At 38.8% G+C, this 25,874-nt stretch carries 25 protein-coding genes; 9 read left to right on the top strand and 16 right to left on the bottom strand.

The window, feature by feature from the left end:
* Positions 1–86: 86 nt before the first annotated feature.
* From ACWIUO_RS10635 to ACWIUO_RS10615, 5 genes are all read right to left on the bottom strand, one after another.
* The gene (locus tag ACWIUO_RS10635) at positions 87–1,388 is read right to left on the bottom strand and encodes an ABC transporter permease (RefSeq protein ID WP_454177870.1); all 1,302 of its coding nucleotides are present in this window, start codon (positions 1,386–1,388) and stop codon (positions 87–89) included.
* Positions 1,385–2,854, bottom strand: coding sequence for an ABC transporter permease (locus ACWIUO_RS10630; protein WP_454177869.1), 1,470 nt, complete (start codon positions 2,852–2,854; stop codon positions 1,385–1,387). Before ACWIUO_RS10630 ends, ACWIUO_RS10635 begins: the two co-directional genes overlap by 4 nt.
* A 38-nt stretch (positions 2,855–2,892) precedes the next feature.
* Positions 2,893–3,879: an HlyD family secretion protein gene (locus ACWIUO_RS10625; protein ID WP_454177868.1), complete on the bottom strand. Its 987-nt coding sequence runs from the start codon at positions 3,877–3,879 to the stop codon at positions 2,893–2,895.
* 89 nt (positions 3,880–3,968) lie between these two features.
* Positions 3,969–5,465: a TolC family protein gene (locus ACWIUO_RS10620; protein ID WP_454177867.1), complete on the bottom strand. Its 1,497-nt coding sequence runs from the start codon at positions 5,463–5,465 to the stop codon at positions 3,969–3,971.
* A 354-nt stretch (positions 5,466–5,819) separates the two neighbouring features.
* Positions 5,820–6,797 carry an MraY family glycosyltransferase gene (locus ACWIUO_RS10615; protein WP_454177866.1) on the bottom strand — a complete coding sequence of 326 codons (978 nt, stop codon included), beginning with the start codon at positions 6,795–6,797 and terminating at the stop codon, positions 5,820–5,822.
* Positions 6,798–7,259: 462 nt separating this feature from the next.
* Here ACWIUO_RS10615 and ACWIUO_RS10610 point away from each other — a divergent pair, with 462 nt between their 5' ends.
* Entirely contained in the window at positions 7,260–7,460 is a 201-nt protein-coding gene (locus tag ACWIUO_RS10610) for a hypothetical protein (protein ID WP_454177865.1), read from the top strand.
* Here the strand turns inward: ACWIUO_RS10610 and ACWIUO_RS10605 are convergent.
* Both ACWIUO_RS10605 and hemL read right to left on the bottom strand, forming a co-directional pair.
* Positions 7,448–7,849 carry an AtpZ/AtpI family protein gene (locus ACWIUO_RS10605; protein WP_454177864.1) on the bottom strand — a complete coding sequence of 134 codons (402 nt, stop codon included), beginning with the start codon at positions 7,847–7,849 and terminating at the stop codon, positions 7,448–7,450. The genes ACWIUO_RS10610 and ACWIUO_RS10605 overlap by 13 nt on opposite strands.
* 3 nt (positions 7,850–7,852) lie before the next feature.
* Positions 7,853–9,268 carry a glutamate-1-semialdehyde 2,1-aminomutase gene (gene hemL, locus ACWIUO_RS10600; protein WP_454177863.1) on the bottom strand — a complete coding sequence of 472 codons (1,416 nt, stop codon included), beginning with the start codon at positions 9,266–9,268 and terminating at the stop codon, positions 7,853–7,855.
* A gap of 263 nt (positions 9,269–9,531) precedes the next feature.
* On the opposite strand from hemL, the gene ACWIUO_RS10595 reads away from it, so the two are divergent.
* Complete coding sequence (locus ACWIUO_RS10595; protein WP_454177862.1) at positions 9,532–9,978, top strand: copper resistance protein CopD; 447 nt, start codon at positions 9,532–9,534, stop codon at positions 9,976–9,978.
* A gap of 336 nt (positions 9,979–10,314) precedes the next feature.
* Complete coding sequence (locus ACWIUO_RS10590; RefSeq protein WP_454177872.1) at positions 10,315–11,091, top strand: transporter substrate-binding domain-containing protein; 777 nt, start codon at positions 10,315–10,317, stop codon at positions 11,089–11,091.
* A 39-nt stretch (positions 11,092–11,130) separates the two neighbouring features.
* Here the strand turns inward: ACWIUO_RS10590 and ACWIUO_RS10585 are convergent, their stop codons facing one another.
* From ACWIUO_RS10585 to ACWIUO_RS10560, 6 genes are all read right to left on the bottom strand, one after another.
* Positions 11,131–11,277, bottom strand: a complete 147-nt coding sequence (locus ACWIUO_RS10585; protein ID WP_454177861.1) for a hypothetical protein — start codon at positions 11,275–11,277, stop codon at positions 11,131–11,133.
* A gap of 248 nt (positions 11,278–11,525) precedes the next feature.
* On the bottom strand, positions 11,526–12,314 hold the full coding sequence (locus ACWIUO_RS10580) for an ankyrin repeat domain-containing protein (RefSeq protein WP_454177860.1): 789 nt from the start codon (positions 12,312–12,314) through the stop codon (positions 11,526–11,528).
* Positions 12,315–12,574: 260 nt separating this feature from the next.
* Positions 12,575–13,846: an ankyrin repeat domain-containing protein gene (locus ACWIUO_RS10575; RefSeq protein WP_454177859.1), complete on the bottom strand. Its 1,272-nt coding sequence runs from the start codon at positions 13,844–13,846 to the stop codon at positions 12,575–12,577.
* 273 nt (positions 13,847–14,119) lie between these two features.
* Complete coding sequence (locus ACWIUO_RS10570; RefSeq protein ID WP_454177858.1) at positions 14,120–15,091, bottom strand: ankyrin repeat domain-containing protein; 972 nt, start codon at positions 15,089–15,091, stop codon at positions 14,120–14,122.
* 243 nt (positions 15,092–15,334) lie between these two features.
* The gene (locus tag ACWIUO_RS10565) at positions 15,335–16,432 is read right to left on the bottom strand and encodes an ankyrin repeat domain-containing protein (RefSeq protein ID WP_454177857.1); all 1,098 of its coding nucleotides are present in this window, start codon (positions 16,430–16,432) and stop codon (positions 15,335–15,337) included.
* A gap of 265 nt (positions 16,433–16,697) precedes the next feature.
* Positions 16,698–19,025 carry a heavy metal translocating P-type ATPase gene (locus tag ACWIUO_RS10560; RefSeq protein ID WP_454177856.1) on the bottom strand — a complete coding sequence of 776 codons (2,328 nt, stop codon included), beginning with the start codon at positions 19,023–19,025 and terminating at the stop codon, positions 16,698–16,700.
* Between the two features lie 194 nt (positions 19,026–19,219).
* Here ACWIUO_RS10560 and ACWIUO_RS10555 point away from each other — a divergent pair, with 194 nt between their 5' ends.
* A complete protein-coding gene (locus ACWIUO_RS10555) occupies positions 19,220–19,504 on the top strand; it encodes a metal-sensing transcriptional repressor (RefSeq protein ID WP_454177855.1) in 285 nt (94 codons plus the stop codon).
* 296 nt (positions 19,505–19,800) lie between these two features.
* Here ACWIUO_RS10555 and ACWIUO_RS10550 read toward each other — a convergent pair whose 3' ends face one another.
* Positions 19,801–19,950 (bottom strand): hypothetical protein, encoded by a 150-nt coding sequence (locus ACWIUO_RS10550; RefSeq protein ID WP_454177854.1) that lies wholly within the window; start codon positions 19,948–19,950, stop codon positions 19,801–19,803.
* A gap of 30 nt (positions 19,951–19,980) precedes the next feature.
* Positions 19,981–20,403 carry a hypothetical protein gene (locus ACWIUO_RS10545; protein ID WP_454177853.1) on the bottom strand — a complete coding sequence of 141 codons (423 nt, stop codon included), beginning with the start codon at positions 20,401–20,403 and terminating at the stop codon, positions 19,981–19,983.
* 329 nt (positions 20,404–20,732) lie between these two features.
* Here ACWIUO_RS10545 and ACWIUO_RS10540 point away from each other — a divergent pair, with 329 nt between their 5' ends.
* The 4 genes from ACWIUO_RS10540 to ACWIUO_RS10525 all read left to right on the top strand — a co-directional run bounded on the left by ACWIUO_RS10540 (position 20,733) and on the right by ACWIUO_RS10525 (position 23,881).
* Positions 20,733–21,302, top strand: coding sequence for a hypothetical protein (locus ACWIUO_RS10540; RefSeq protein WP_454177852.1), 570 nt, complete (start codon positions 20,733–20,735; stop codon positions 21,300–21,302).
* A complete protein-coding gene (locus ACWIUO_RS10535) occupies positions 21,295–22,353 on the top strand; it encodes a hypothetical protein (RefSeq protein WP_454177851.1) in 1,059 nt (352 codons plus the stop codon). Before ACWIUO_RS10540 ends, ACWIUO_RS10535 begins: the two co-directional genes overlap by 8 nt.
* Before the next feature lie 287 nt (positions 22,354–22,640).
* Complete coding sequence (locus ACWIUO_RS10530; RefSeq protein WP_454177850.1) at positions 22,641–23,045, top strand: DUF4878 domain-containing protein; 405 nt, start codon at positions 22,641–22,643, stop codon at positions 23,043–23,045.
* Positions 23,046–23,116: 71 nt separating this feature from the next.
* The gene (locus tag ACWIUO_RS10525) at positions 23,117–23,881 is read left to right on the top strand and encodes a YiiX/YebB-like N1pC/P60 family cysteine hydrolase (protein ID WP_454177849.1); all 765 of its coding nucleotides are present in this window, start codon (positions 23,117–23,119) and stop codon (positions 23,879–23,881) included.
* Between the two features lie 174 nt (positions 23,882–24,055).
* On the opposite strand, the gene ACWIUO_RS10520 is transcribed toward ACWIUO_RS10525, so the two are convergent.
* Positions 24,056–24,919, bottom strand: a complete 864-nt coding sequence (locus tag ACWIUO_RS10520) for a DUF5718 family protein (RefSeq protein ID WP_454177848.1) — start codon at positions 24,917–24,919, stop codon at positions 24,056–24,058.
* 284 nt (positions 24,920–25,203) lie between these two features.
* On the opposite strand from ACWIUO_RS10520, the gene ACWIUO_RS10515 reads away from it, so the two are divergent.
* Positions 25,204–25,860, top strand: coding sequence for a carbonic anhydrase (locus tag ACWIUO_RS10515; RefSeq protein ID WP_454177847.1), 657 nt, complete (start codon positions 25,204–25,206; stop codon positions 25,858–25,860).
* The last annotated feature ends 14 nt before the right edge of the window (positions 25,861–25,874 follow it).

Here is a 25,874-nt window from a genome sequence, read left to right as displayed (position 1 = left end):
GCCCAAAATCTAGCGCACAATCAAAATCTAGCCCAAAGCCTGCTACAAAATCTAATGCAAAAGCCACAAAAAACCCAAAATAACATCTAAATATATCGCCGCCTGCGATAAAATAGCACCATATAAGCTAGCAAAAAGCAAAATCCACCGATAGCAAAAAACGCATACAAATGCCCCATAATGCTAGCAAACTCTGCGCCCATCTGATTTAGACTCATAAGCCCACGCACGCCGTGAAATGCGGGAATCAAATACGACAACTCACGCAAAAAAGCAGGCAAAAGCTCACTAGGCCAAATAAACCCCATAATAAACACTAATGGCATCGATGAGACAAAAATCACTTGTGTGGGGATACTCTCATCGCTAAAAAAGCTCCCCAAAGCCACGCCACACGCTACGCAACACGCCATAAAAGGCAGAGAAAAGCACCAAAAATCACTAGGGCTTGAATGGATATTGATACCAAGTGTGGGGAAAAGCACGCCAAAATATATCAAAAACAGCACACTATAAATCCCCACAAATGCCAAAATCCGCCCCAAAAGTAGCTTCCAAATGGGTGCTATTTCAAAATATTCTTTGCGCTCTATGCTATGATTTATGCTAGATTTTGCATTAGAGTCAGCCCTAAAATCCGCATTCAAACAAACCTTAGCACCCGCATTAAAATCTACATTAAAATCCGCATTTGATTTTGCGCTAAAATCTTTAAAATTTTGGCTTTTTTGAGTTTGGCTTTGTCGCCATTTTTCTTTTCTTATACGATTTTGATACGCGCTCAAAATCCCACTCCCCGCAATAGAAGTCTGATGCAATATAAAAACAAGCACCGCTGCAAGCGCGTAGTTTGCATAGCCAAGATTGACATTATATAGCGGGATAGATTCTAATCGTATGATTTCGCTAGCACGCAAAGTGGGCTCTCTCTCTTTTCGCAATTCCTCACTTAACGCATTTATGGCATTATGCACGCCCTCTACTATCGCCCCATAGATTAAAAAATACGAGGCATTGCCCATATATGAAACTATGCTTCCTACGCCTTTTTTGGCGTTTGACTCAAAGCCTTTTGGGATAAGTAGCACGCCATCAGCTTCAAAGTTTTCAATTAGATTTTGCGCCCTTTGCAAAGAATCCACTTCGTCCAAAAGCGCGATTTGTGGCGTGGCAGAGGCTAGAAAGATTAGTCGCTTGCTTAGATGGCTTTTGTCCTCATCGATTATGACTAATCGTTGTTTAGTAACAATATCATTTAGATAGGGCATAGGATAGAGCAAACCATACACAAGAGAGCCTATGAAAACGACCATTATGACAAGTTTGTTGCTAAAAATCGCTTTATACTCGCTAATAATGATTTGCAAAAATGATAGATTTTGTTTCATTGTGCGTTCTTTTTGGCAAAATTTGGGATTTTAGGCAAAAACTCCCAACCAAATCTTATGGCATAAATCCCCACTCCGAGCACAAAAAATAGCAAAAACCACAGCATTCCCCCCAAAATCTTAAATCCCAAATCCATCTCCCCTCCATAATTTGCCTGCTGTATAAAAAGCTCCATAAAATGCGAAATAGGCAAAAATTTGCTCCAAAAAAGCGCAAGCACATTCATCGCATTTTGCGGGTAAGTAACGCCTGCAAACGCCAAAGATGGCGCAGTATAAATCGCCACAAATCCCACCGCTTTTTTAAAATCATTTATCACTGATTGGATACACACCACCACGCCATTTACGCCAAACACAAGCAACGCACTCCCACACAGCAAAATCCCTAAATCCCCACGATTTTCAAAACCTAGCTTTTTTAGCAGGACGATTTGAAACAACGCCCAAAAAACAAATACAAGGGAATTAAAAACATAGCGCGTAATAAGGCTTTTTAGGCTACTTGGAGGCTTGCGAAGTAAGTGAAGCATACCTAGCGCGCTTAGGATTTGGAGCATACAGGGCAGAAGTAGGGTTAGCATAAATTGCGAGTAATTATTGCTTGAATTATACAGCGGAATGATTTGAGAAAAAATCGGCATAGAGCTAGCAATCGATAGGCTTAGATTTTGGCTTTTTACTAGATTTTTGCCGCTCCATTGCTTTGCGTTTAGCGTGCCTATGACGCCCTCTAGCGCAGAGCTTATCGCCTTGCCGATTAGGACAAATTGTGCGTTAAAATACAGGGCTATTGTCGTGCCATTGCCCTGCTTTATGTCGCGCTCATAGTTTTGCGGAATCACCACAAGGGCATAGATTTTATTTACGCTTAAATCCTCTTTGGCTTGGGAAATGTTTTGATAAGATTTTGTGATTTTGGTAGTGGCACTAGAATCTATCATAAACAACGCCTCATCACTTGCCACACTTCTATCAAAATCCACCACACCGATAGGCAAATCTCTAGGCAGGCTTGCCATAAACACCGCGTAGATAAACCACCCCACAAGCAAGGGCAACACCACATAAATCAAACATAAGACTTTATGCCTAGATAGCAAGCGCAGTGCTTCCTTCAAAGCAAGGCGACTAAAAACGCTGATTTTTTTCTTTTGGCTTTGTGCTATCGCAGAATCGTTTAGGTAGATTTTGCTAGATTTTATTTTAGATATGAGGTTTTGGGATTTTGTGAATATTTGTGATTGCAAAATGTTTTTTTGCTTTGTAAAATCGCGTGTAGATTTGGCGCGTGCAAAAAGGGTGCGTGCAAAATGGGCGCGTGTGAATTGGGACAAAAATCCCAAAAATCGAAATTTTTTTAGCGGGATTTTATGCACATAGATTTTGCGCAAAAAAGCGCGTAAATTCTCACATACATTTTTTACAAATCGCAAAATCTTTGCTAAGGCATTATTTTTTTTCATTTGCTAGGCTTTTTATGGTGCTAGATTTGTGGCGTTGTTTATGGCTTTTTTAGGGTAACAACCGCGCTCATTCCCACGCGAAATTCTCCATTATTTTGGAGTGGCACAGCTTCGATTTCAAAACTTTTTAAATCATAGCCTTTAGATGCGGAGGTAGCCCTCCAAGTCGCAAAATCCCCCATCACAGAGATATACCTCACTCTAAAATTTACTTCTTTATTTAACGCAGGCAAATACGCGCTAAACTCGCTTCCCACGCTAAAATGTGGCAAATACTCCTCGCTTACGCTAAGTTTTAGCCACGCATCTTTATTATCCACCACCATTACCACAGGAAATCCGCTAGGGCTTAGCTCTCCCTCGCTTAGCAAGATATTTGCCACTTCGCCATCTGCTGGGGAAAACGCCTGCATATCCTTGATATATGCCTCCACTTCGCTTAGCTGTCCAGCCGCTGCGATTTCTTTTTGGGTGGCGGCTTGCTTTGTCTCTTGGCTTGCACCATCTAGGGCGATTTTATACTGCTGATATGCGGTATTTTCGCTAAATTTTGCATTTTGATAAGCGGTGAAAGCCTCATCTTTTCTCTGCAGGCTTGCTACGCCATTTTGATATAGCTCTTCGATTCGTTTGTAAGTTTTTTCTGTTAGTTCGCGCATAGCTTTGGCACTATTATAAATATCTCTAGCTGATATGATAGTCTCTACTCTTGCGCCTTTGTGCGTTTCCTCTGCTACTGCTTTTGCGGCTTCATAGCCTGCTTTTGCTTGGGTTAGCTTTGCCTCTACTTCGGGGGATAGTATGGTGAAAATCAAATCGCCTTTTTGCACTTTATCGCCTCTTTTGACTAGCACAGAGCCTACGCGCCCTGCTAGCTTTGAGCTTACGGAGTATTGTTTGGCTTGGATTTGCCCTTGCAATACTTGGGGCTTTGGCGCGTAAGCCTTATAAAAGCTAATCACAAGCCACAGGATTAAAATCGTAGCGATTAGTATGACAAACCCCACTTCAAACCGCTTTTTCATTGCTACTCCTTTTGTTAGATTTTGGTGTTAGATTTTGGCATTTGATTTTGGCTAGAATCTATTTTGTGTTGCAAACATATTGTTTGATTTTATGGCATATACGCATAAAACTCTTCCACCTCATCGCTTAGGGCAAATAGCTTTGCTAACGACAAAATCGCTTTGTAAGCGGAGGTTTTTTGCTCGATAAGTGCTGCTTGGAGGGAGTTTTGCGCATCGATTACTTGCGTGCTTGTAGCCATTCCCTGCTTGAAAGCATTTTGTTGGAGTTTTAGATTTTCGCTAGCTAGCTCTACGGAGGATTGTAGGCTTTTATACTCATCTTTTAGGTAGTTGGCTTGGGCATAAGTTTTTTGGGTAAGCAGGGTTAGCTCTTTTATCGCTTGGGATTTTAGGCTTTGTGCTTCTAGCTCGCTTAGCTTTGCGACTTGGTATTTTTGCACCCTAGCCGTAGGGCTAAGCAGTGAAATCCTAGCACCCACACCCACGCTAAAAGTCGGCATAGCTTGGATAAGAAGGGATTTTTGATTGTCGTGGAAAATGTAGTTTGAAAAGGCTATGACTTGAGGCATAAATGCGCCAAATGCAAGTTTTCTTGTCTGCTGTGCCGCATCGATTTTTAAATCTAGCGAAGAAATGATAGGATAGCTTGCTAGGGTTTTTTCTATGAAATAAGATTCATCTTTTAGCGGTTTGTCTAGTAGGCTAAGCGATGAGGTGGGAGCGACATTTGGCGTAGATAGCGCGCTATCAAGGGCAAGAGAGGCGATATAGCTAGCATTGCTTGCTTCTTTTTGCTTGTTTGTGGCTTTGTCTAGGGCTACTTGTGCTATCAGGACTTCAAGATGGGCTATTTGCCCGCTTTTTTCGAGGTTTAGCGCGTTTTGGTAATGCAATCTTGCACCATCTTTGGTTTGGCTTAGCACTTCTAGGACTTCTTTTGCTAGCAACGCACCATAATAAATGCTTGCTAATTCCTCAAACGAAGCTAGCTTTTTTAGTCGCAATGCTTCTTTGGCGTCTTGTTGGGCGATTTTGGCGAGTTTGATTCCGTGTATGCGCGCACCGCCCGCATAAAGTGGGTAAATGATATTGATTGCACCGATTAACACATCTTGTTTTAGGAAAGTGATGGGCTGGGATAGTAGCCCTAGAATGTGGCTCATTGGTTGTTGTTGAGGGATATTAGAGGGGAGGTTTGCGGTATTTATAGGGAGTTTTTCTTGGATAGGTGCGTCTAAATGCGCGTAGATAAAGCCAGCGTTTATTTCGGGCAAAAAGCTAAGCTTTGCCCCTAGTGATAATTTTTTTGCTTTTTGCAAGTTGTAGTCTTGGGCTTTTATCGCATCGCTTTGCTCCAAAAGCATAGAGTAAGCGGAGGCAAAATCTAGCTTTGTAGTGGGTTTAGTGGGTTGATTTTCTAGTGTGGAGGTAGGATTTTCTTGTGCAGTGTTTGTGGGGATTTTTGTGGGCAAAGGGCTTGTAGTCTGCTCTAGCGCATTTACAAAATAAGGCAAAAAAATCGCAAATGCACCAAAAAAACATCTAGCAAATATAAAAGATAATGTCCTTGCCCCATTTTTCAACTCTCTACCCCATAGATTCTCGCTTTTTTAGATTTTCTCTTTTTTGTGGATTTTATGCTATTTGCAAAGCACAAACAAACTTATGCGCATAGATACACAAATTGCAAACGGAATAATTATACACAAAATGTATATAATTTGTTAAAAAATATTTAACTTTTTGGATTTTTGGGCAAGTTTTTTTTAGAAGTCTTAGGCAAGATTTTGTGGCAAGATTTTGGCAATGTGTGGCGAATTTTTGGGCAATTTGGGATATGTGTAGAAAAAGATTTTGCAAGTTTAAAAAACAAGTAAAAAACAAGTTTGCAAAACTAACTTTTGCAAAACAACTTTAAAAAACAAAAATAGCGAAATCTAGCTATCTTGCGTAGTTATCAAGCGATTATAAACGATTGTATAAGCGAATATAAACACCACGCAAGTCATCGCCAATGCCAAAGTATCTGCATAAAAAAGCGTCCCAAGCGCGATAAAAGGAATCTGCGCACAAAGAATGATAAGCGAGGTTAGAGGGTTGTTTCCTAGTCGTCTAAAAAGCAGTGTGTGGAAATATACGCTATCTTTTTTATCAAGGATTTTCTCTCTAAAAAAAACAAAAACCATCTCCCACAAAGGATATATCATCACGCATAATCCATAAAAAGGACTTACAATCGAATAGCTAGTTTGCGTTAGTATCACCAAAATCATCGATAGCCCAAAGCCCAAAAAATACGCCCCGCCACTGCCTAAAAGCACCTTGCCATTTGGGAAATTAAGAGCCAAAAATCCAAGCACCGCGCTACCTAAAATCGCTGAAATATTTACCACAGAAAACATATCTACGCTTATAGCCACACTTATCATCGATAGGCATACACATAGGGCAAATCCGCCGCTTAAGCCATTAAATCTATCAATCACACTCATAGCATTGCAAAATCCTACGATGACTAAAATGCTAAATACCACACCCCAAGTATAAGGTATCTCAAATCCTAACCCCAATGACTTTAGCCAAATATCTAATCCCACGATAGCTAGACACACGCCAAGTGCTTTTAGCACCCAGCATATCTTTGAGGGCAGTGAAAATCCCATATCTCTCACAAATCCACTCAAAAACACCACAGCTCCACCCAACATATAAAACAAAAAATATCCTAAATTGCCCTGTGCCAAATCACTCACAAACACTACGCAAACACCAAGTATGACGCCCAAACCACCAGCTTTTGGCGCATAATCCACATTTACTAAATCCGTCTTGCTAGAATCCGCTAAAACCACATTTTGTTTGATAAAGCGCATAAGCAAAAACGCCACCAAAAACGCCACGCAAAATGCTAGCACACAAAAGCCTAGTGCTATTAGCGTTGATTGACTCCAAAGATTTGGAGAGAAAAGATGGTGTGAGATGGCGTTTTCCAAGTAAAATGCTCCTAAGGATTTGAAATATTTGTAGATTTAAGGCGTTGTTTTTTTGCTAGATTTCCCCTGTTTTACATATTTTTAGCCCAAACCTTAAGCAAAATAAAATAAATTGTTGTGCCATTTTGGTTTTTGATTTGTTTTAGATTTTGGGTTGATTTAGGCTTATTTAGGGATTTTGGTGTGCATAGATTCTTATTTTGGTAAATGGATTGTAACAAAATTTAGTTGTAATTAGCCTTAAGTAAATGAATAAAAAACGATTTTTTGCAAAATTTTTGGTTTTTGTGGATTTTGGTTTATGTTTTGTTTGAGTGTCGTTTGGGGATTGTTTATTTTGTATGGCGGGGTAGAAATAGATTTATATGATGGATTAAGAAGTGGGTGGATTTTGGGGAGAATGTGTTTATGGTGATTTATAATGAAAGAATGCGCGCTAAGGATTTTTGCGACAATGAAGCCATAACGCTAAGTAAGGATTTTAGCAATGAGCGTTATTTTGGCTTTTTATTTACGCCCTGCGTGCAAAATCTAATAGTTTCAAAATCTAAAATTTTGATAATAGATTTTAACTATTTGTCATAGCTATATCGTGGGTCATTTGCTAGGGCGTCTAGCTCGGATTTGGTGCGTTTGTAGGCTTTGTAGATATTTAACCCCGCTGCAGCCACTCCCCAAAAAATCCCAAGCCAAAAAAGCCACAAAACCCCACTAACACGCCACATCACATAGCCAATCCCAAGCCCTAGCAAAACCGCCACCACGATAGAAATCCCTAGACTTAAGTCATACGCGCCATCGATGATTTTTTGTGCCTTAGGAGAATCCTCTTTTGTAGATTTTGTGGAATCTATGTCGGTAGATTCTGCCTTGTTTGTGGATTGCGTAGCAGATTTTGCGCTAGATTTTGCAGTTGATTTTGATTTGCTAGAATCTATGTCGCTTTGATATTCTTTCTTTTGATATTCTTGCATTTGCTAGCCTTTTGTAAAAAATCCATAAGAATCTATGGCTTGCAGGCTATCGCGTGCTTTTTCTAGCACAAAATCTATGACTTTTTCATTCATCGGTTCGCAGACAAACCCGCTCTCAAACTGCGAACAAGCAAAATACACCCCTCTTTTTAACATTTCTTTATGAAACTCCGCAAACAACGCTGTATCTGCCATTTTTGCTTCATCAAAATTGTAGATTCCACCTTTTTTGCTATTTTTTGTGGAGTGTTGTCTGTTTTCGACATATTTTAGCCACTCCTGCCCTTTTTCTCCTCTAGCATCTCGCCCCATAAAGAAAAATCCAAACATACTCCCCCGCACGCAAGTTTCTAGCACAATGTTATATTTTTTAGCCTGCTCTTTTAGTCCATTTACTAAGCGAGTAGCTAAGGATTTTAATCGCGCATAAAGCTCGTTGTTTGCGCCATTTTGCGCTTTGATTTGCTTTAGCGTGGCTAGTCCTGCACTTGTTGCGATAGGATTGCCACTTAGCGTGCCTGCTTGATAGACTGCGCCTTGTGGAGATAATAATCGCATTATTTCATCACTCCCGCCAAACGCTGCCAAAGGCATACCCCCGCCAATGACTTTGCCAAATGTCGCTAAATCTGGCTTGATATTTACAAAACCTTGTGCGCCATTTATACTAGCGCGAAAACCACTCATCACTTCATCAATGATTAGCACAATCTCATATTTATCGCATAATTTACGAATCTCTAGCAAAAAGTCTTTTTCCGCAGGCACAAGCCCCATATTTCCCGCGATTGGTTCGATGATTATGCAGGCTACACCTTTGCCCTTTGTCTCGCTCTCTCTTATGCAAGAAATCACAGAATCTATATCATTATACCTTGCCACAAGCGTATGTTTACCCAAATCCTCGATAACTCCCGGCGAGCTAGGATGCCCAAAAGTAGCACATCCACTTCCCGCACTCACTAGCAAACTATCGCTATGTCCGTGATAGCAGCCATCAAATTTGATAATGTCTTCTTTGCCACTATACGCCCTAGCTAGCCGAATCGCGCTCATCGTAGCTTCTGTGCCAGAACTTACAAGGCGCATTTTTTCTAATCCCTCATAGCAGGGCAAAATCTCTTTGACAAGCATTGTCTCTAAAATAGTTGGTGCGCCATAGCTTAACCCATTTTTCACTGCTTCTATGACGGCTTCTTGCACAGCTTCATGTGCGTGCCCTAGTATCAGCGGTCCCCAGCTTTGCACAAAATCCACATAAGAATTTCCATCAATATCATAAAGTTCATAACCCTTTGCTTTGGTAATAAAAGGTGGCGTCCCACCTACGCTTTTAAAAGCCCTCACAGGAGAATTTACCCCCCCTACAATCACTTGTTTTGCTTCATTAAAACTATTTATGCTATTTGTTAGTTCCATTATTGCTCCTTTTATTTGTGTGTCGCGTATATGAGTATGCCTAGATTTAGGCATTTTTTGGGCTTATTGTAGCAAATTTTGTATAAAAATCTGTTTGATTTACTATTTCGTAAAAATAAGTGATAAAATCCGCGCACTTTTTGAAAGCCAATACCAAAAACAAAAAATCAACGATATGCAACGATATGAAAAATAGGCTTAAAAAAGGCAAGATAACGCAAATATAACAACATTGCAACAACATTGCAACAAAAGGAGAATCTATGCAGGCAATCTACCCTTACGCGCAAATTGTGCATTTATGCTGTGCGATTATATTTGTGGGCTACTTGTTTTTTGATGTGGTGGTGATGAGGCTTGTAGCAAAGAGTATTGAGAGGGAGATTTTCTCTCGTGTGGCAGAAGCGATAGAATCTAAAATCACGCGCTTTATGCCATTTGTCGTGCTTGTGCTATTTCTTAGCGGTGGAATGATGGCAAGTAGCTATATTGGATTTCAAGCTGGATTTTTCACTACGACATTCCAAAAGCTATTTATGGCAAAGATTATTTTGGCTAGCTGTATATTTTTGCTAGTGATTATGTCTTTGACATTTCACTTTGTGCTAAAAAAGCCAAATCCCATCGGCAAATATATCAGTATGCACACTTTGGTATTTGCCATCGGCGTGTGCGTAACGCTGCTAGCAAAGGTTATGTTTATAGTGTAGTTTATAAATCGCATTTTGTTTTTATCGTTAAAGACATTTAATGCCCAAACAAAAAACGCATTAAAACGCATTAAATTGTCTTTAACCAACAATATTTTGCAAAATCTACTTCGTTAATCACAAATTTTGGCTACAATCCATAAACTTTATATAAAATCTTACGCATAAACTTCACACACAAAGCCTTAAAAGCACCGCAAATACAGCCCAAAAATACTCAAAAACAGCCAAAATACAAATCCAAAATACAAGGAATGAAAAATGTCTAAGCACCAAAACCAAACGCTACTTCGCAAAATCCCAAATGCGAAACTAACCACCTTAGCCAAAAAACCTTTGTTTTTCCTGCTTGCATTATTAAGCCTTTTTTGGCTAAATGCCTGCAGCGACACAGCCAAAACTCACAGCCCCACAAATGAAATCCAAGCCATAAAAGATAGGGGAGAGCTAATCGTAGGTGTCAAAAATGATGTCCCACGATTTGGGTTACTAAACCAACAAAACGGCGAAATAGAGGGGTTTGAAATCGATGTGGCAAAGGCGTTGGCAAAAGAGATTTTGGGTGATGAAAATAAACTAAAATTAGTAGCGGTAAATGCAAAGACTAGGGGACCTTTGCTTGATAATCATAGTGTGGATTTAGTCATCGCTACATTTACCATCACACAGGAGCGACAAAAAATCTACAACTTCTCAAAGCCTTATTACAAGGATTCTGTGGGGCTTTTGGTGCTAAAAGAAAAAGGATATAAAAGCCTAGCGGATATGAATGGCGCAAAAGTGGGCGTAGCACAGACTTCTACCACGCGTGGCATACTCTCAAAATCCGCCCACGCACTAGGCATAGAAGTCAAATTTAGCGAATTCCCTGACTACCCAAGCATAAAAACCGCGCTCAACACCAAAAAAATCGATGCCTTTTGCGTGGATAAATCGATATTGCTAGGCTATGTCGATGATATGAGCGAGATTTTGCCTGACAATCTAGAGCCACAAGAATACGGAATCGTATCCAAAAAATCAAACACGGCTTTAGCGGATTTTGTCGATGAGTTTGTGGCAAAAAATGGCGCGTTACTAGAATCGCTAAGCAAAAAATGGAATCTAAAATAAGTCAAAATGCCCATAAATACATTGTGATTTGGCACATATCTACCAAATCACGCCAAATCTAGCGCGCAAATCCACACAAAAACCCCCTGCTACCTTATCGCATTCTATACAAAGCCCTTGAGTTGGGATTAGCCCTAGTATAAAAACCAAAAGTAGATTTTTAAGTGTTTTTTTAAGCGTTTTCATTTGTTTTGTCCTTATTTTAGATTTTGGGTTTTTAGATTTTTGCTTTTGGAATTTTAGATTTTGCTTTTTTGGATTTTTTCGCTTTTTTTGGATTTTTAGATTTTGAGTTTTTTGTATCTTTAGATTTTAGATTTTGGCTTAAAATCAAATTTAGAGATAAAATCTTTTTTGATTCTAAAAATATTTTCAAAAGTCAAATTTTAGCAAAATCCTGCACCTAGATTTTGCAATCCCAACGCAAAACCCCCCTACTCTTTCGCACCTTTGCTTTTTAGGTATTCTGCAGTCTCCCAATGCCTATATCTATATATTGAAGCCCACGATAGCGCGGTTCTGCCACTTTCATCTTTTGCATTTATATCCGCACCATTTTCTACGAGGTATTTCACTGCTTGCAAATTCCCACTTCTTGAAGCTTCCATTAGTGTAGTGTAGCCATTTTTGCTTTTTGCATTTACCTCCGCACCATTTTCTACCAAATATTTTAGCACCTCTAAATTCCCTTTATATGAAGCCCATATTAGCACGGTGTAGCCATCTGTATCTTTTGCATTCACATCTGCGCCGTTTTTTACTAGGTATTTCACTGCTTGCAAATTCCCACTTCTTGAAGCTTCCATTAGTGTAGTGTAGCCATTTTTGCTTTTTGCATTCACATCTGCACCATTTTTTACTAGATATTTCATTACTTTTAAATCTTCCCCTGAAACCTTCATTAGCGCGGTTATGCCCCTTTTATCTTTTGCATTTACATCTGCACCTTTTTTGATTAGGTATTTTACCACTCCCAAACTCCCCCAGCCTGAAGCGACCATTAGTGCAGTGCAGCCATATTCATCATCTTTTGCATTTATATCCGCGCCTTTTATTATCAGAGATTTTACTTCTTTCAAATTCCCATTACTTGAAGCCTCTATTAGCGGGGTGCTTTGAAGCACGCGCACATATCCGCATTCTCTGCAAAGCCCTTGAGTTGGGATTAGCCCTAGCATAAAAATTAAAAGTAGATTTTTAAGTGTTTTTTTAAGCGTTTTCATTTGTTTTGTCCTTTTTTTAGATTTTGGGATTTTAGATTTTTGCTTTTTGCTTGTTTTAGCTTTTTTGGCTTTTTAGATTTTGCTTTTTTCGCTTTTTTTGGATTTTTAGATTTTGGGTTTTTTTGTATCTTTAGATTTTTTAGATTTTGGCTTAAAATCAAATTTAGAAATAAAATCTTTTTTGATTCTAAAAAATAATTAAAAAGCCAAATTTTAGCAAAATCCCGCGCCTAGATTTTGCAATCCCAACGCAAAAACCCCTACTCTTTCGCACCTTTGCTTTTTAGGTATTTTGCTATTTTTGATTTCCCCCATTTCAAAACCAGCATTAGCGCAGTGTCCCCATCTTTATTTTTTGCATTTATATCCGCACCATTTTCTACGAGGTATTTTACATTTTTAAAATGCCCGTTCAGTGAAGCCATCATTAGCGCGGTGTAGCCATCTTTGTTTTTTGCATCTATATCCGCGCCTTTTGCGACTAGATATTTCACTACTTTGAAATGTCTGTTATTTGAAGCTTTCATTAGCGGAGTATGTCCATTAACATCTTTTACATTGATATTCGTGCCTTTTTCTACTAATGATTTTACCACTTCTAAATGTCCCTTCTTTGCTGCATTCATTAGCGCGATGAAGTCGTATTCATCTTTTGCTTCGACATTCGCGCCTTTGCTTTTTAGATATTCTGCAGTCTCCCAATGCTCAAACATTAACGCATTTGATAGTGCAGTGTGTCCATTTTTGCCTTTTGCATTTATGTCCGCGCCATTTTCTACGAGGTATTTCACAACTTCTAAATTTCCCCGCCACCTTGAAGCCTCCATTAGTGCAGTGTAGTCATATTCGTTTTTTGCATTTATATCCGCTCCGTTTTCTACTAAAAATTTCACTATTTCTAACAAATGACTATACTCTGAAGCCTTCATTAGCGCGGTTTGTCCCATTTGATTTTTTGCATTTATATCTGCACCTTTTGCTATGAGGTATTTTACCACTTCTAAATATCCTTCCTTTGAGGCATACATTAGCGCGGTGTTGCCATATCTATCTTTTGCATTTACATTTGCGCCTTTTTGCACCAAAAATTTCACCACTTCTAAATGTCCTAAAGCCCATATTAGCGCGGTATCGCCACTTTTATTTTTTGCATTTATATCCACACCATTTTTGATTAGATATTTTACTACTTCTAAATGTCCTTCCTTTGAGGCATACGATAGCGCAGTGTTGTAAGTTTTTACATCTGCGCCATTTTCTACGAGGTATTTCACAATCTCTAAATGCCCATACTCTGAAGCCGCCATTAGCGCAGTTTCACCATTCTCATTTTTTTCATTTACAACTGCGCCGTTTTGTATCAGCGATTTTACTTTTTCCAAATCCCCATCGCCTGAAGCCTCTATTAGTTCAGGGTTATCAATAGCAATTTCTTCTTCATCATAAACTTCATCGCAAAGCCCTTGAGTTGGGATTAGCCCTAGCATAAAAATTAAAAGCAAGTTTTTAAGTGTTTTCATAAGCATTTTCATTTGTTTTGTCCTTTTTTAGATTTTGGGATTTTTAGATTTTAGATTTTTGCTTGTTTAGCTTTTTTGGCTTTTTAGATTTCGCTTTTTTTGCTTTTTTGGAATTTTAGATTTTTGATTTTTTTTGCATCTTTTAGATTTTAGATTTTTTAGATTTTTAGCTTAAAATCAAATCAATTTTAGAGATAAAATCTTTTTTGATTCTAAAAATATTTTCAAAAGTCAAATTTTAGCAAAATCCCGCGCCTAGATTTTGTAATCCCAACGCAAAAACCCCTACTTTTTCGCACCTTTGCTTTTTAGGTATTCTGCTATTTTTGAGTGCTTTTTTCGCAAAGCCTGCGATAGCGCAGTTTTATCTTCTAAATTTTTTGCATTTATATCCGCTCCATTTTCCACCAAAAATTTCACTTTTTCTAAATTTCCGTTATATGAAGCCAACATTAGTGCGGTGCTACCCCCTTTAGCTTTTGCATTCACATCTGCTCCATTTTCCACTAGATATTTCACTACCTCTAATTTTCTCCCCCAGTTTGAAGCCTCAAGTAGCGCAGTGTAGTCATGGTCAGCTTTTGCATTTACATCTGCACCATTTTCTACGAGGTATTTCACCACTTCTAAATGCTCATTGCTTGAAGCCTCCATTAGCGCAGTGTAGCCGTCATTAGCTTTTGCATTTACATCTGCACCATTTTCTACGAGGTATTTAACATTTTTAAAATGCCCTTTCATTGAAGCCAATATTAGTGCGGTGCTATCCCCTTTAGCTTTTGCATTCACATCTGCACCATTTTCTACGAGGTATTTCACCACTTCTAAATGCTCATTGCTTGAAGCTTTTATTAGTGCCGTGTAGCCATCTTTATCTTTTTCATTTATATTCACACCAATTTTGATTAGATATTTCACTACTTCTAAATGTCCTTCCTTTGAAGCATACGATAGCGCAGTGTTGTAAGTATTTACATCTGCGCCATTTTCTACGAGGTATTTCACAATCTCTAAATGCCCATACTCTGAAGCCGCCATTAGCGCATTGTCACCATATTGTTTTACATTCACATTTGCGCCGTTTTGTATCAGGGATTTTACTTTTTCAAAATCCCCATTGGTTGCAGCCATTATTAGCGGAGGTGTAGGAACATATTTGGCTATCAATTCACAAGGTCTGCAAAGTCCTTGAGTTGGGATTAGCCCTAGCATAAAAACCAAAAGCAAGTTTTTAAGTGTTTTTTTAAGCGTTTTCATTTGTTTTGTCCTTTTTTTAGATTTTGGGATTTTAGATTTTGCTTGTTTAGCTTTTTTGGCTTTTTAGATTTCGCTTTTTTTGGATTTTTAGATTTTTGAGTTTTTGTATCTTTAGATTTTAGATTTTAGCTTAAAATCAAATCAATTTTAGAGATAAAATTTTTTTTGATTCTAAAAATATTTTCAAAAGTCAAATTCTAGCAAAATCCCGCGTCTAGATTTTGCAATCCCAACGCAAAACCCCTATTTTTCCGCACCTTTGCTTTTTAGGTATTTTGCTATTTTTGATTGCTTTGTTCGCAAAGCCCACGATAGCGCAGTTTCATCTTTTAAATTTTTTGCATTTATATCCGCGCCATTTTCTACCAAAAATTTCACTATTTCTAAATTTCCCCACCACCTTGAAGCCTCCATTAGTGCGGTGTTACCCCCTTTATTTTTTGCATTTATATCTACGCCGTTTTCTACTAGATATTTCACAACTTCTAAATTTCCCCTCCACTTTGAAACCTCCATTAGCGGAGTGTTGTCATAGTCGTCTTTTGCATTTATGTCCGCGCCATTTTCTACTAGATATTTCACAACTTCTAATTTTCCCCACCACCTTGAAACCTCAATTAGCGCAGTGTAACCATTTCCACCTTTTGCATTTATGTCCGCGCCATTTTCTACCAAAAATTTCACTACTTCCAAATGCCCCCACCTTGAAGCAAACATTAGCGCAGTGTGTCCATTTTTGCTTTTTTCATTTCTATCTGCATCTTTTGCTATTGCATTTATATCTGCACCTTTTTCTACGAGGTATTTTACCGCTTCCAAACTCCCCCAGCCTGAAGCCTCCATTAGTGGGGTGCAATCATGGTTGTTTCTTGCCTCTATATCTGCGTTTTTTTCTAAGAGGTATTTTACCACTTCCAAACGCCCCCACTTTGAAGCCTCCATTAGCGCGGTTATGTTAAAACCACCTTTTGCATTTACATTTGCACCTTTTTCTACCAAATATTTTACTACTTCTAAATGTCCTTTATTTGAAGCCTTTATCAGCGCAGTGTCGCTATTTTTATCTTTTTTATTCACTCTTGCACCATTTTCTACGAGGTATTTCACAATTTCTAAATGTCCTTTATGTGAAGCCTCCATTAGTGCAGTTGAGCCAACATTATTTTTTTGATTCACTTTTGCGCCATTTTGTATCAGGGATTTTACTTTTTCCAAATCCCCATCGATTGAAGCCTTTATTAGTTCAGTGTTTTTAATAGGCACGATAAATTTTTTGCAAAGCCCTTGAGTTGGGATTAGCCCTAGCATAAAAATCAAAAGCAAGTTTTTAAGTGTTTTCATTTGTTTTGTCCTTTTTTAGATTTTTTGATTTTGGGATTTTAGATTTTAGATTTTTGCTTGTTTAGCTTTTTTGGCTTTTTAGATTTCGCTTTTTTTGCTTTTTTGGAATTTTAGATTTTAGCTTAAAATCAAATCATTTTTAGAGATAAAATCTTTTTTGATTCTAAAAATATTTTCAAAAGTCAAATTCTAGCAAAATCTTGCACCTAGATTTTGCAATCCCAACGCAAAACCCCTACTTTTCCTCACTTTTGCTTAAAAGATTTTATAGCCTCATTGTCCGCATAGCATTTGCCAACGCTAGCAATGCCACGCCCACATCGCAAAACACCGCTTCCCATATCGTAGCCCACCCAAAAAGCCCCAAAATCACAAATACGCCCTTTACCCCTAGCGCAAAAGCGATATTTTCATAAATGATAGTCTTGGTTTTTTTGGCGATTTTTATGGATTTTAGCAGGGAGGTTAGCGAGTTGTTTAGGATAATGACATTTGCATTTTGCTGACTTATATCACTCCCGCTTCCCATAGAGATGCCCACATCTGCTAGGGCAAGCGTGGGCGCGTCATTGATACCATCGCCTACAAATCCTACTTTTTGGGCTTGGTGTTTGTGGCTAGTTGCGTGATTTTGCTGTGCTTTTGCTAACGCCTTAGATTTTAGTTTGGCAAATGTCGTGGCTTTGTCTTGGGGCAGTAGCGAGGCAAAATACTCTATGCCTAGCATATCGCCTACCGCTTTGCAGGGGGTCAAGCTATCGCCACTAAGAAGCACGGGTTTTATGCCTAAAGTTTTTAGATTTTCTACCACTTCTTTTGCCTCTTCTTTTAGCTCATCGGAGATGATTAGGTAGCCTAGATAGCGTTTTTGCACGGCGATATGCACTACGCTACCTTTTATGTCGCAAGTATTATGCGGGATTTCAAATTTATGCAATATTTTGTCATTGCCTGCGATGATTTCGATATTATCACACCTAGCACGCACGCCTAGCCCTGAAATCTCCTCATACTCGCTGATATGATGAGAATGCTTAGATTCTTTTGCTAGGCGGTGGTATTCTTTTTTGATAGATTGGGCTATGGGGTGGGAGGATAAATCCTGCGCACAAAGCGCGTATCCTAGCAATTCCATTTGCGAAACACCATCTTGTGGGACAATATCTGTAACCTTAAACACACCTTTGGTAATCGTCCCTGTTTTGTCAAATCCTAGCAAAACAAGCCTGCTTAGAGCTTCTAAGTAGTTTGAGCCTTTGATAAGCACGCCTAGCCTAGAGCTAGCAGCAATCCCCCCAAAATACCCTATCGGCACAGATACGACTAATGCGCAAGGACAGCTTACCATAAGCACCACTAGCGCACGATACGCCCACTCTCTAAACTCCACGCCAAAAGAGCCCCCGCCTAAAATCCCCACGCCATATAAAAACGGCGGGACAAACGCCACCAAAAGCGCGATAAAAAACACAATAGGCGTGTAATATCTCGAAAAAGTTGTGATGAAATTTTCTGTGGGGGATTTTTGGCTAGAAGCAGAGGCGATAAGCTCGGTGATTTTGGCTATTTGACTTTGTGCGAAGTGGCGCAGGACTTTTAGATGGGCTACTTTGTGTAGGGCGATAGAGCCAGAGAGGATTTCATCGCCACTTTTTGCGCTAGAGGGCAAAGACTCCCCGCTAATCGCACTCATATCAAAGCTAGCCTCTTCGCTTAGCAGCACACAATCCGCAGGGAGCATCTCCCCCACATAGAGCAAAATCTCATCGCCCTCACGCAAATCTTTTGCATCTATGTCGCAAGTGTTGGTGGATTTGACTATGGGTTGCAAGCTAGAATCTAGGCTAGATTTTGTGGCTTTTGTTGGGTTGGTTTTGATTGTGGATTTTGCCTCACTGCTAGGATTTGGGCTAGAATCTAGCCTGTGCGCTTTGGGTAAATCAAAGCTAGATAGCGCGTTTATAGATTCTTTGGATTTTTTGACACTTAGATTTTGGAGGTATTCGCCTGCGGAGAAAAATAGCATTATGCTTACCGCTTCTTCACTCGCCCCTATGCAAAATGCCGCTACAGACGCACTTAGCATCAGCACATTTTCATCAAAAAATTCGCGTTTTTTAAAGCTAGTATAAGCACCTTTTAGCACGGATTTTCCCGCTAGCACATAGATAGCCACCCATAGCACATATAGCGCGATAAGCCAAAAATCCCCATTTGTCGCATTGCTACCCATAGTGGCAAAAATCTCCAACATACTTGGCGCTCCCCCACCTTCCTCGCCCTCATCAAAATAATCCAAATACAAATGCTCAAAAACAAGGCTAGCTAAAAACACAAAAATAAGCCCAAAAAGTTTGACTAACTCGGCATTTATCCACGAATATTTGGTGTTTATAGAATCTAGGATTTCTACTTGTGGCTCGATTTGCTTGATACACTCTTTGACTTCGCGTAAATCATCACAATCAATATATAGCATATCACTTGCAAAAGCAATCTTTGCTTTCCTAACGCTTGGCAAGGCATTTAAGGCTTTTTCTAGCTTATTGGCACAATTTGAGCAATCTAGGTTTTGGATTTTATAAGCTGTCATTTTTGTCCTTTTTTGTGTTTTTAAATTTTGGTTAGATTTTGGGTAGATTTTGTGGGGCTAGGATTTTGTCTTAGGGACGCCTTTTTGCTATGTTTGGCATTCTTAGTGTTAAAAAATTTTGGATACTATACCCGCATAGGTTAATTCTAGGTTAATGATTTGAAAATACCACACATTAGCAAAAAGGAGCAAAAATGGCACAGACTATCCCAAACAAACGCAAACTAATCGGGCGCATACACAAGCTAATAGGGCAACTTCAAGGGCTAGAGAGGGGGATAGAAAACGATGAGGATTTTTTTAAACTAATTCAGCAGGTAGGCTCTGTCAAAGGTGGCGCGTATGCGATATTTAAAGAAATGATAGAAGCGCATCTTGATGAGTATTTTTTGGGTGCAAAAAATGAAAAAGAGAGACAAAAAGAAGCCCAAACAATCGCTAGCCTGCTAAAAAGCTATCTAAAAACTTCGCTAAATTAGGGTTTTTGCATTGTGTGCAAGATTTTGGTGTGGCAAAGTTTTAGCTTGGCAAAGATTTTGTCGTGGTAAGATTTTTTAGCGTGGCATTTTTTTTAGCGTGGCAAAGTTTTTGCCAAATGCTATAATCAATCCACCATCATTTTACCACCACCTTTTTTACCACCACCATTTTTATGAGTTTTTGACTAAAATCTAAAATCTTAAAAATCGTGGCAATCCACACCCACGCCGTCATTGCTAGATTTTGCGCTAGCAAAATATTGGCAATCTATTTAAATCATAAGCTATTATATTTTTTATTTAAATATTGATTTTGATGATTGCCACGCGCTAGGATTTGTGCTTGTGATAGAGCGGATTTTGTGTGGATTGGGACAAATCCGCGCTATTATGCTTTGGCAGATTTTGTGATTGAGAGATACGCCATCTAACATTTTGGCTAGCATTTTGGGGCTAGGATTTGGCAGATTTTGTGATTATGGATTTTGTGTAGGCGATTGTGGAACTTGCGGAGTGGGCGGGGAGATTTGTTGCACTTGTGGCAAATGCGGATTTTCTTTATTATTGTCAATCACCAAAATCTGCATATTTACATTTTTCTTTCGGTAAGTTTTTAGCTCATTTTCTAAGTATTCTATGCGCTGATTTCTGCGCTCTAATAGCTCTTCGCTTTGCTCTCTTTGGTAGTCTAGGACGGCTTGGGCTTGTTTTAGTTGGATTTCTAGGTTGCCCTGCTTATTTAGCGTATCCACATAGCTATCCCACATCAAAAAGCACACGGCAAATACCATACCAAACGCGCACAAAACGCTTATGATAATGCCTTTTATCATATTTGGCTTTTTATTTTGTAGCCCTATGTGAGTATGATTAGCTTTGTGCTGAATCTTTTTTTGCATTTTCTAATATCCTTAAAACGCCTTTGCATTGTATTTTACCACCGCTACACCGCAAGTCGCACCATAGCCCACAAAGTTTTGTGCCATTTGTGCAAGACGCAATGTCGCTTCTCATAGCATCGGCATCACAAATACAATTTTAGTATTTACAAAGCGTTTATCGTTCCTAAATGCGAATATTTACCAAAAATTTTGCCAAAATCTCACAAAATCCACCTCCAAAAAACTTTAAAAATTTTTGTCAAGCTATTGACAAATCGTTTTTTTTTTTTTGTAGCATACTTTTTCGCACTTTTGGTGCTAGAAAAGTTTGTAAATAAGGAGAAAAAATGGCAAACCAAGACTTAGGCAAAATCAAGCTCAAAGCCTACATAGCTTTGGTCTTATCGGTATGTGCGGTTATCCCATTTGTTGGCAAAATCTTTAGCATAGCTTCTTATATAGTTATGTTTTTTGCTATCAAGGGCGTGAGTGGGCAATCTCAAAGCCCTACATTGCTAAAACACTTTACTTTATTTTTGGTGTTTATGGTGGCAAGCGTAGTGATTGGCTGGATAGGCACTCTTTTTACAGGGGTAGCTGTTTTTAGCGTGATTGGCGGTATGGGCGGAGTTGGCATAGGATATTATGCGGTGAAAATTTTGGGATTTGCAGTTGCTTTAGGTGGCATATTTTATGGTTTTCGCTACTACAAAGAAATGAGCAAGCTAACAGATATAAATCTCTTTTTTATCGCATATATTTTCGTGCTGATTGATACAGTGCTTACGGCGTTGTGGCTGGGCGCGATTTCGTGGGTATTTTTGGTCATCTCATTTATAGTAGAGCTACTTGCTTGGATAAAGCTAGAGCATATCAACAAAGCTGAAATACAAAACAAAGGAGACAACAATGAATAAGGTAAATAAAATTGGCTCAACACAATATATCTACAATATTGTGTTGATATTTATGGCTACATTTATGTTTAGTGGGTGTGGATTTGTGGGTAGTTTTTTTGGATTTTCCAAACCAGCTACTTATACAAAAGCACCTACACTGCCTGATGAACCATATCCATATAAAGACGGAGATCCAATTATCATAAATGGACAAACCGTTACTTTGGAGGAGCTTTATAGTAATGAAAAAAATATTTGGCGGTATGTTGTGTTATACGACAAAAAAGCATTCCCTAATCCTAAGGCGATTGCAACATATCCATTTTTGCATACTATCGATGTGGATAAAATCAAGGTTGCACAAAATGATCTTTCATTTTATCCGCAAAATATTTTGTCTCACATACTTAATTTAAGGGAGGGCAGAGGAAAACCAAGTGAAAATAGCTATAATCTATTTTTAGGCAAATGGGCAACGCTTGGCTCTAATTCGGGCATAGAAAAATATGCTAGAGAAAACTTCCCAAACAAAACAGAGCAGGATTTGGCAATATGGTGGATGATTGCAGGTTCTGTAGATTTGGATATTAGAAATGCGGAATTTGTGAAAGATAAAAAAGATGGACATTATTACATACCATTACGCAATTCTGAAATCGTGTTTGTTGAGGATTTTATGGAGTTTGCTAGAGATTTATGGTATCCATATCTCAACGCTACAAACCAACCCAAACTCAAAGATATGAAAACTCCACAAGAAACGCAAAAACTATACGCTAGCGTAATAAGTTTTGAATATAGCCCTCATATAGAGGAAATGCTCTGTGGCAAGGATTCTAATAGGCACAAATGCGAAGGTTTGATTGCTAGAGTATTTGGTTATCCTGAAAGTTATATAGAAGATGAAAATCGTAAGGGGCTTATCGAAGAATACAAGGCAAGAGGATATTCTACAAGGTCATCTTGGACTAGAGGAAGGTTCATATCAAGATGGCGAGGGTTTAAAGTGCGTTATGGCGATGTGATGAAAATGGCTTCACAGGGGAGATTGAGCGAAGTGGCAAAATAGATTAGTAATCTTTGTGATATTTTTGACTTTATTTGTTTTTTTGTAAAAATATCACAAATGTGCATACGCAATATTTTTTAAGCGCAAAGGCAATACACAAAACATAATCACAATACCAAAAACTAACAAACTAAGGGGGGTTAGTTAGTGTCGTTTTTATGCTCTGCTTTGCCACCATTTCTTTTGTAGATTTTGGGTGATAGGCTTTGTGAGGTATAAAAGGCTTTAGATTTTAGCGATTGCATTTGCAATCACGGATTTTACAGACTTCACACAAAGGAGACAAAATGAAGTGTTTTTATAAAGTCGCGCTTTTTGCGCTAGCGTTTTTTGGGTTTGTCGCGTGCGGTGGTGGGTATAGTAGCCCTGAGGCGTGCGCTGAAGCGGTTATGCAATACATAGTAGATGGCAAGGCTGATAAAGCTATCGAAATGATGCGTGATAAAGATGGCAAACCTATACAAGGGCAAGATAAGGCGACAGTAAATAGCAAGATACCTATGATGAGAGCCCAATACGAAGCAGCAGGCAAAATCAAATCCATCAAAGCAAAAGAAACTATCTATAATGATGAAAAAACTAAGGCAAAAGTAATAGTCCAAGTTGAGTTTGAAAATGGTGAGTTTGATGGCAATGGCACAGATTGGGCAGTAGCACTTATCGATGGCAAATGGTATGTGCAAGTGCAATAAATAAATCAAAAATAGCCATTTGCTAGCCATTTGCCCTGCTAGATGATTCTAAAATCTAGCGCGATAATGTTTTGGCACATATAACCCTCCAAATCCCTACTATGAACACCAAAACGAGGAACACCAAAGCGAACGACAAAGAACAGCAAAAGAAAAACATTTTGTCAAAATCCTTTGTCAAAATCATAGTAGGCATAAGCATTTGTGGGGGGTTATTGCTTTTGCTATGGTTTGGCTATGCAAACCTTACTCACATAAATGCGATAAAATCTAGCAAACCTAAGACATTATCCCTACAAACAATTTCTTTGCTTGCCACCATTTCAGCAAAATCTCACAAAGGCGATATTATTTTCCGCAAAGGCACAAACCAAGAGAGCGCACTCATCGCTTCTATAAGCAAATCCCATTTTTCTCACATAGGCATAATAGTTAGCACAAATCCACTTCTCATAGCACACGCCACCACCGATGATAACCCCACCAAACAAAATCAAGTCATCATAAGCAGTGGATATGACTTCATATCCCAAGCCATACTCATAGGCACAAAACGCATACCGCTCAAACCACCCCTACAAGACAAAATCGCCAAATACGCTCTAGCACAAGAGGGCAAAGATTTTGTCCTAAGCGCAGATAAAAACGCTCTCTACTGCACGACATTTGTGCGAGATGCGATAAGGTATGCCTCCCCTAGTTTTGCAAAACAATATGATTCTACACGGGAGGTTTTTGCGTTTATGGGTGGAAAATATTTGCTACCAAGCGCGTTTTGGAACGATGAGCGACTAGAGAGTATCATAGAAATCACAGAGATAATATTGTCAAAATGACATTACGCAAAATCTATCCACACCACATATACTTGCCCACTCACGCTATCTTAGAAATCAAATCATTTCATAAGCAAAATCTAGCGTTGTAAAGATTTTACTTGCTCACATATTGCCAAGCATAGCTTGTGTTGGATTTTGTGCTGTGGCTAGTTTGTAGATTTTGCTTGCTATTTATTGTCTCACTACTTTTTGTGCTAGCACAGAAATATCGCTTAGCCCTCGCGCTGTGGCGTAAATATCCTCACTACCTGCGATTTTGCTAATCTCATCAAAGCTGTATTTTTGGTGGTTAAAAACGATGATACTCACCAAATCCCCCTCACATAAAAAGCGATTTTCACACTCGTGCGTATATCGTGTCGCACCGATAGCAATAATCGCCTTTTTAGGATATTTTGCCTCCGCTAGCACGCTAGGCAAGTTTTCTAGCACACCAAAATCCTCTTGCGTGTTTAGCTTTTTTATTATCCATAAAATCAATTTTTCATAAAAATAGCTATATGTGCTAAGCTCGCTAAGCTCGCCGTATTGGTGCAATTTGCCATTAGATTTTACAAACGATACGATGGAGTAATCTTTGCAGATTCCGCTTGGGCTAAACTCATCGATGGCGATTTTTTGCGGACTAAAGCCTTTTGAAGCGATAGAAAAATTTTTCTTTAATGATAGCTTTTGTGCGTCTTTGTCATTGCGCACAGATGCGTCATCAAACGCCATAAAATACTTTGGGACCACACTTTTAACGCATTTTTTGCCATTTGTTTCTTCATAGATTATGTCGCATTCTAGCCCGACTTCTGCTTCGGCTTGGACGACTAAATGTGCATCATTTGGCAAAATCACCACCTTGTCATCAAAGCAAAATCTACCCAAAATCCCACTAGAATCAGGCACAAAAAATGGAAAAATCCCCTTTGGTGCGCACTCCTCATCGCCTATGATACAGGCAAAATCCCCCGCCTCGCCAGCCTGCTCTAAATGATTTGCAAAATTGCCCGCTAGCCCTAGCCCTAACACTTTGTCTAAATCCTGCATAAAGCCTCCTTATTTTGACTTTGCTTAGATTTTGCGTTGCCTAAAAATTCTCGCTAAAATGCCACGAATTTTCCACTTAAATCGCCACTGATTTTACACTGAATAGCCACTCAAAAAGTTACCAAAAAGTTAAAGCGGAATTTTACCAAAACATTTTGTAAAAACTTGCTTTATGCAACGATAATTTAAGTAAAAAGTGTAAAATAAACACAAAAATACACAAAATTTTTGAAAAACTTAAAAATTCATACAAACATTACTCAAAATTACGCAAAAGAGAATCGATGAAAGAACTATTTGAAGGCGCGATAAAATTTCAAGAAGAGGATTTTATCGAGCATAAAGAGCTATATGAAAGCCTAAAAAAACACCAAGAACCCCACACGCTGTTTATTTCCTGTGTAGATTCGCGTGTCGTGCCAAACCTCATTACAAATTCTGACCCCGGCGATTTATTTGTCATTCGCAACATAGGCAATATTATCCCCCCGTATAAAGAATCTGCAAATTTGCGCGAGGGCTACCTAGCCACCACCGCAGCGATAGAATACGCCCTAACGATTTTAGAAATCAAAAATGTCATCATCTGCGGGCATAGTAATTGTGGTGCGTGTAGCGCGATATATGAGCCACCTGCTAAGCTAGAAGAAACCCCCTATGTCAAAAAATGGCTTACCCTTCTAGAGCCTGTAAAGCAAAAAGTGCTATCCCAAAATCCAACTTCAAGGGCAAAAAAAATATGGCTAACCGAGCAAATCAATATCGAGCAACAGCTAGAAAATCTTATGAGTTATCCATTTGTAGAGGAGCGATTTGATAGGGGGGAGCTTAGGATTTTTGGGTGGTATTATATAATTGAGACAGGAGAAATACTAAATTATAATATGATTACAAGGGAGTTTAAAGCCATAGCCAATAAATCAAACGCAAAATCTAAATAGCAAAGATGGCTAAA

It is taken from the genome of Helicobacter sp. T3_23-1056 (assembly GCF_053654535.1).
This window is presented reverse-complemented; position numbering and strand designations above follow the sequence as displayed.

What these genes read in the sequence shown, in the direction of transcription:
- ACWIUO_RS10560 (WP_454177856.1), bottom strand. Translation starts at nt 19,025, where the DNA reads ATGACAGCTTATAAAATCCAAAACCTAGATTGCTCAAATTGTGCCAAT.
- ACWIUO_RS10570 (WP_454177858.1), bottom strand. Translation starts at nt 15,091, where the DNA reads ATGAAAACGCTTAAAAAAACACTTAAAAACTTGCTTTTGGTTTTTATG.
- ACWIUO_RS10635 (WP_454177870.1), bottom strand. Translation starts at nt 1,388, where the DNA reads ATGAAACAAAATCTATCATTTTTGCAAATCATTATTAGCGAGTATAAA.
- hemL (WP_454177863.1), bottom strand. Translation starts at nt 9,268, where the DNA reads ATGGAACTAACAAATAGCATAAATAGTTTTAATGAAGCAAAACAAGTG.
- ACWIUO_RS10535 (WP_454177851.1), top strand. Translation starts at nt 21,295, where the DNA reads ATGAATAAGGTAAATAAAATTGGCTCAACACAATATATCTACAATATT.
- ACWIUO_RS10540 (WP_454177852.1), top strand. Translation starts at nt 20,733, where the DNA reads ATGGCAAACCAAGACTTAGGCAAAATCAAGCTCAAAGCCTACATAGCT.
- ACWIUO_RS10605 (WP_454177864.1), bottom strand. Translation starts at nt 7,849, where the DNA reads ATGCAAGAATATCAAAAGAAAGAATATCAAAGCGACATAGATTCTAGC.
- ACWIUO_RS10580 (WP_454177860.1), bottom strand. Translation starts at nt 12,314, where the DNA reads ATGAAAACGCTTAAAAAAACACTTAAAAATCTACTTTTAATTTTTATG.
- ACWIUO_RS10550 (WP_454177854.1), bottom strand. Translation starts at nt 19,950, where the DNA reads ATGCTAGCCAAAATGTTAGATGGCGTATCTCTCAATCACAAAATCTGC.
- ACWIUO_RS10515 (WP_454177847.1), top strand. Translation starts at nt 25,204, where the DNA reads ATGAAAGAACTATTTGAAGGCGCGATAAAATTTCAAGAAGAGGATTTT.
- ACWIUO_RS10530 (WP_454177850.1), top strand. Translation starts at nt 22,641, where the DNA reads ATGAAGTGTTTTTATAAAGTCGCGCTTTTTGCGCTAGCGTTTTTTGGG.
- ACWIUO_RS10585 (WP_454177861.1), bottom strand. Translation starts at nt 11,277, where the DNA reads ATGAAAACGCTTAAAAAAACACTTAAAAATCTACTTTTGGTTTTTATA.
- ACWIUO_RS10555 (WP_454177855.1), top strand. Translation starts at nt 19,220, where the DNA reads ATGGCACAGACTATCCCAAACAAACGCAAACTAATCGGGCGCATACAC.
- ACWIUO_RS10565 (WP_454177857.1), bottom strand. Translation starts at nt 16,432, where the DNA reads ATGAAAACACTTAAAAACTTGCTTTTGATTTTTATGCTAGGGCTAATC.
- ACWIUO_RS10625 (WP_454177868.1), bottom strand. Translation starts at nt 3,879, where the DNA reads ATGAAAAAGCGGTTTGAAGTGGGGTTTGTCATACTAATCGCTACGATT.
- ACWIUO_RS10545 (WP_454177853.1), bottom strand. Translation starts at nt 20,403, where the DNA reads ATGCAAAAAAAGATTCAGCACAAAGCTAATCATACTCACATAGGGCTA.
- ACWIUO_RS10595 (WP_454177862.1), top strand. Translation starts at nt 9,532, where the DNA reads ATGCAGGCAATCTACCCTTACGCGCAAATTGTGCATTTATGCTGTGCG.
- ACWIUO_RS10520 (WP_454177848.1), bottom strand. Translation starts at nt 24,919, where the DNA reads ATGCAGGATTTAGACAAAGTGTTAGGGCTAGGGCTAGCGGGCAATTTT.
- ACWIUO_RS10575 (WP_454177859.1), bottom strand. Translation starts at nt 13,846, where the DNA reads ATGAAAATGCTTATGAAAACACTTAAAAACTTGCTTTTAATTTTTATG.
- ACWIUO_RS10630 (WP_454177869.1), bottom strand. Translation starts at nt 2,854, where the DNA reads ATGAAAAAAAATAATGCCTTAGCAAAGATTTTGCGATTTGTAAAAAAT.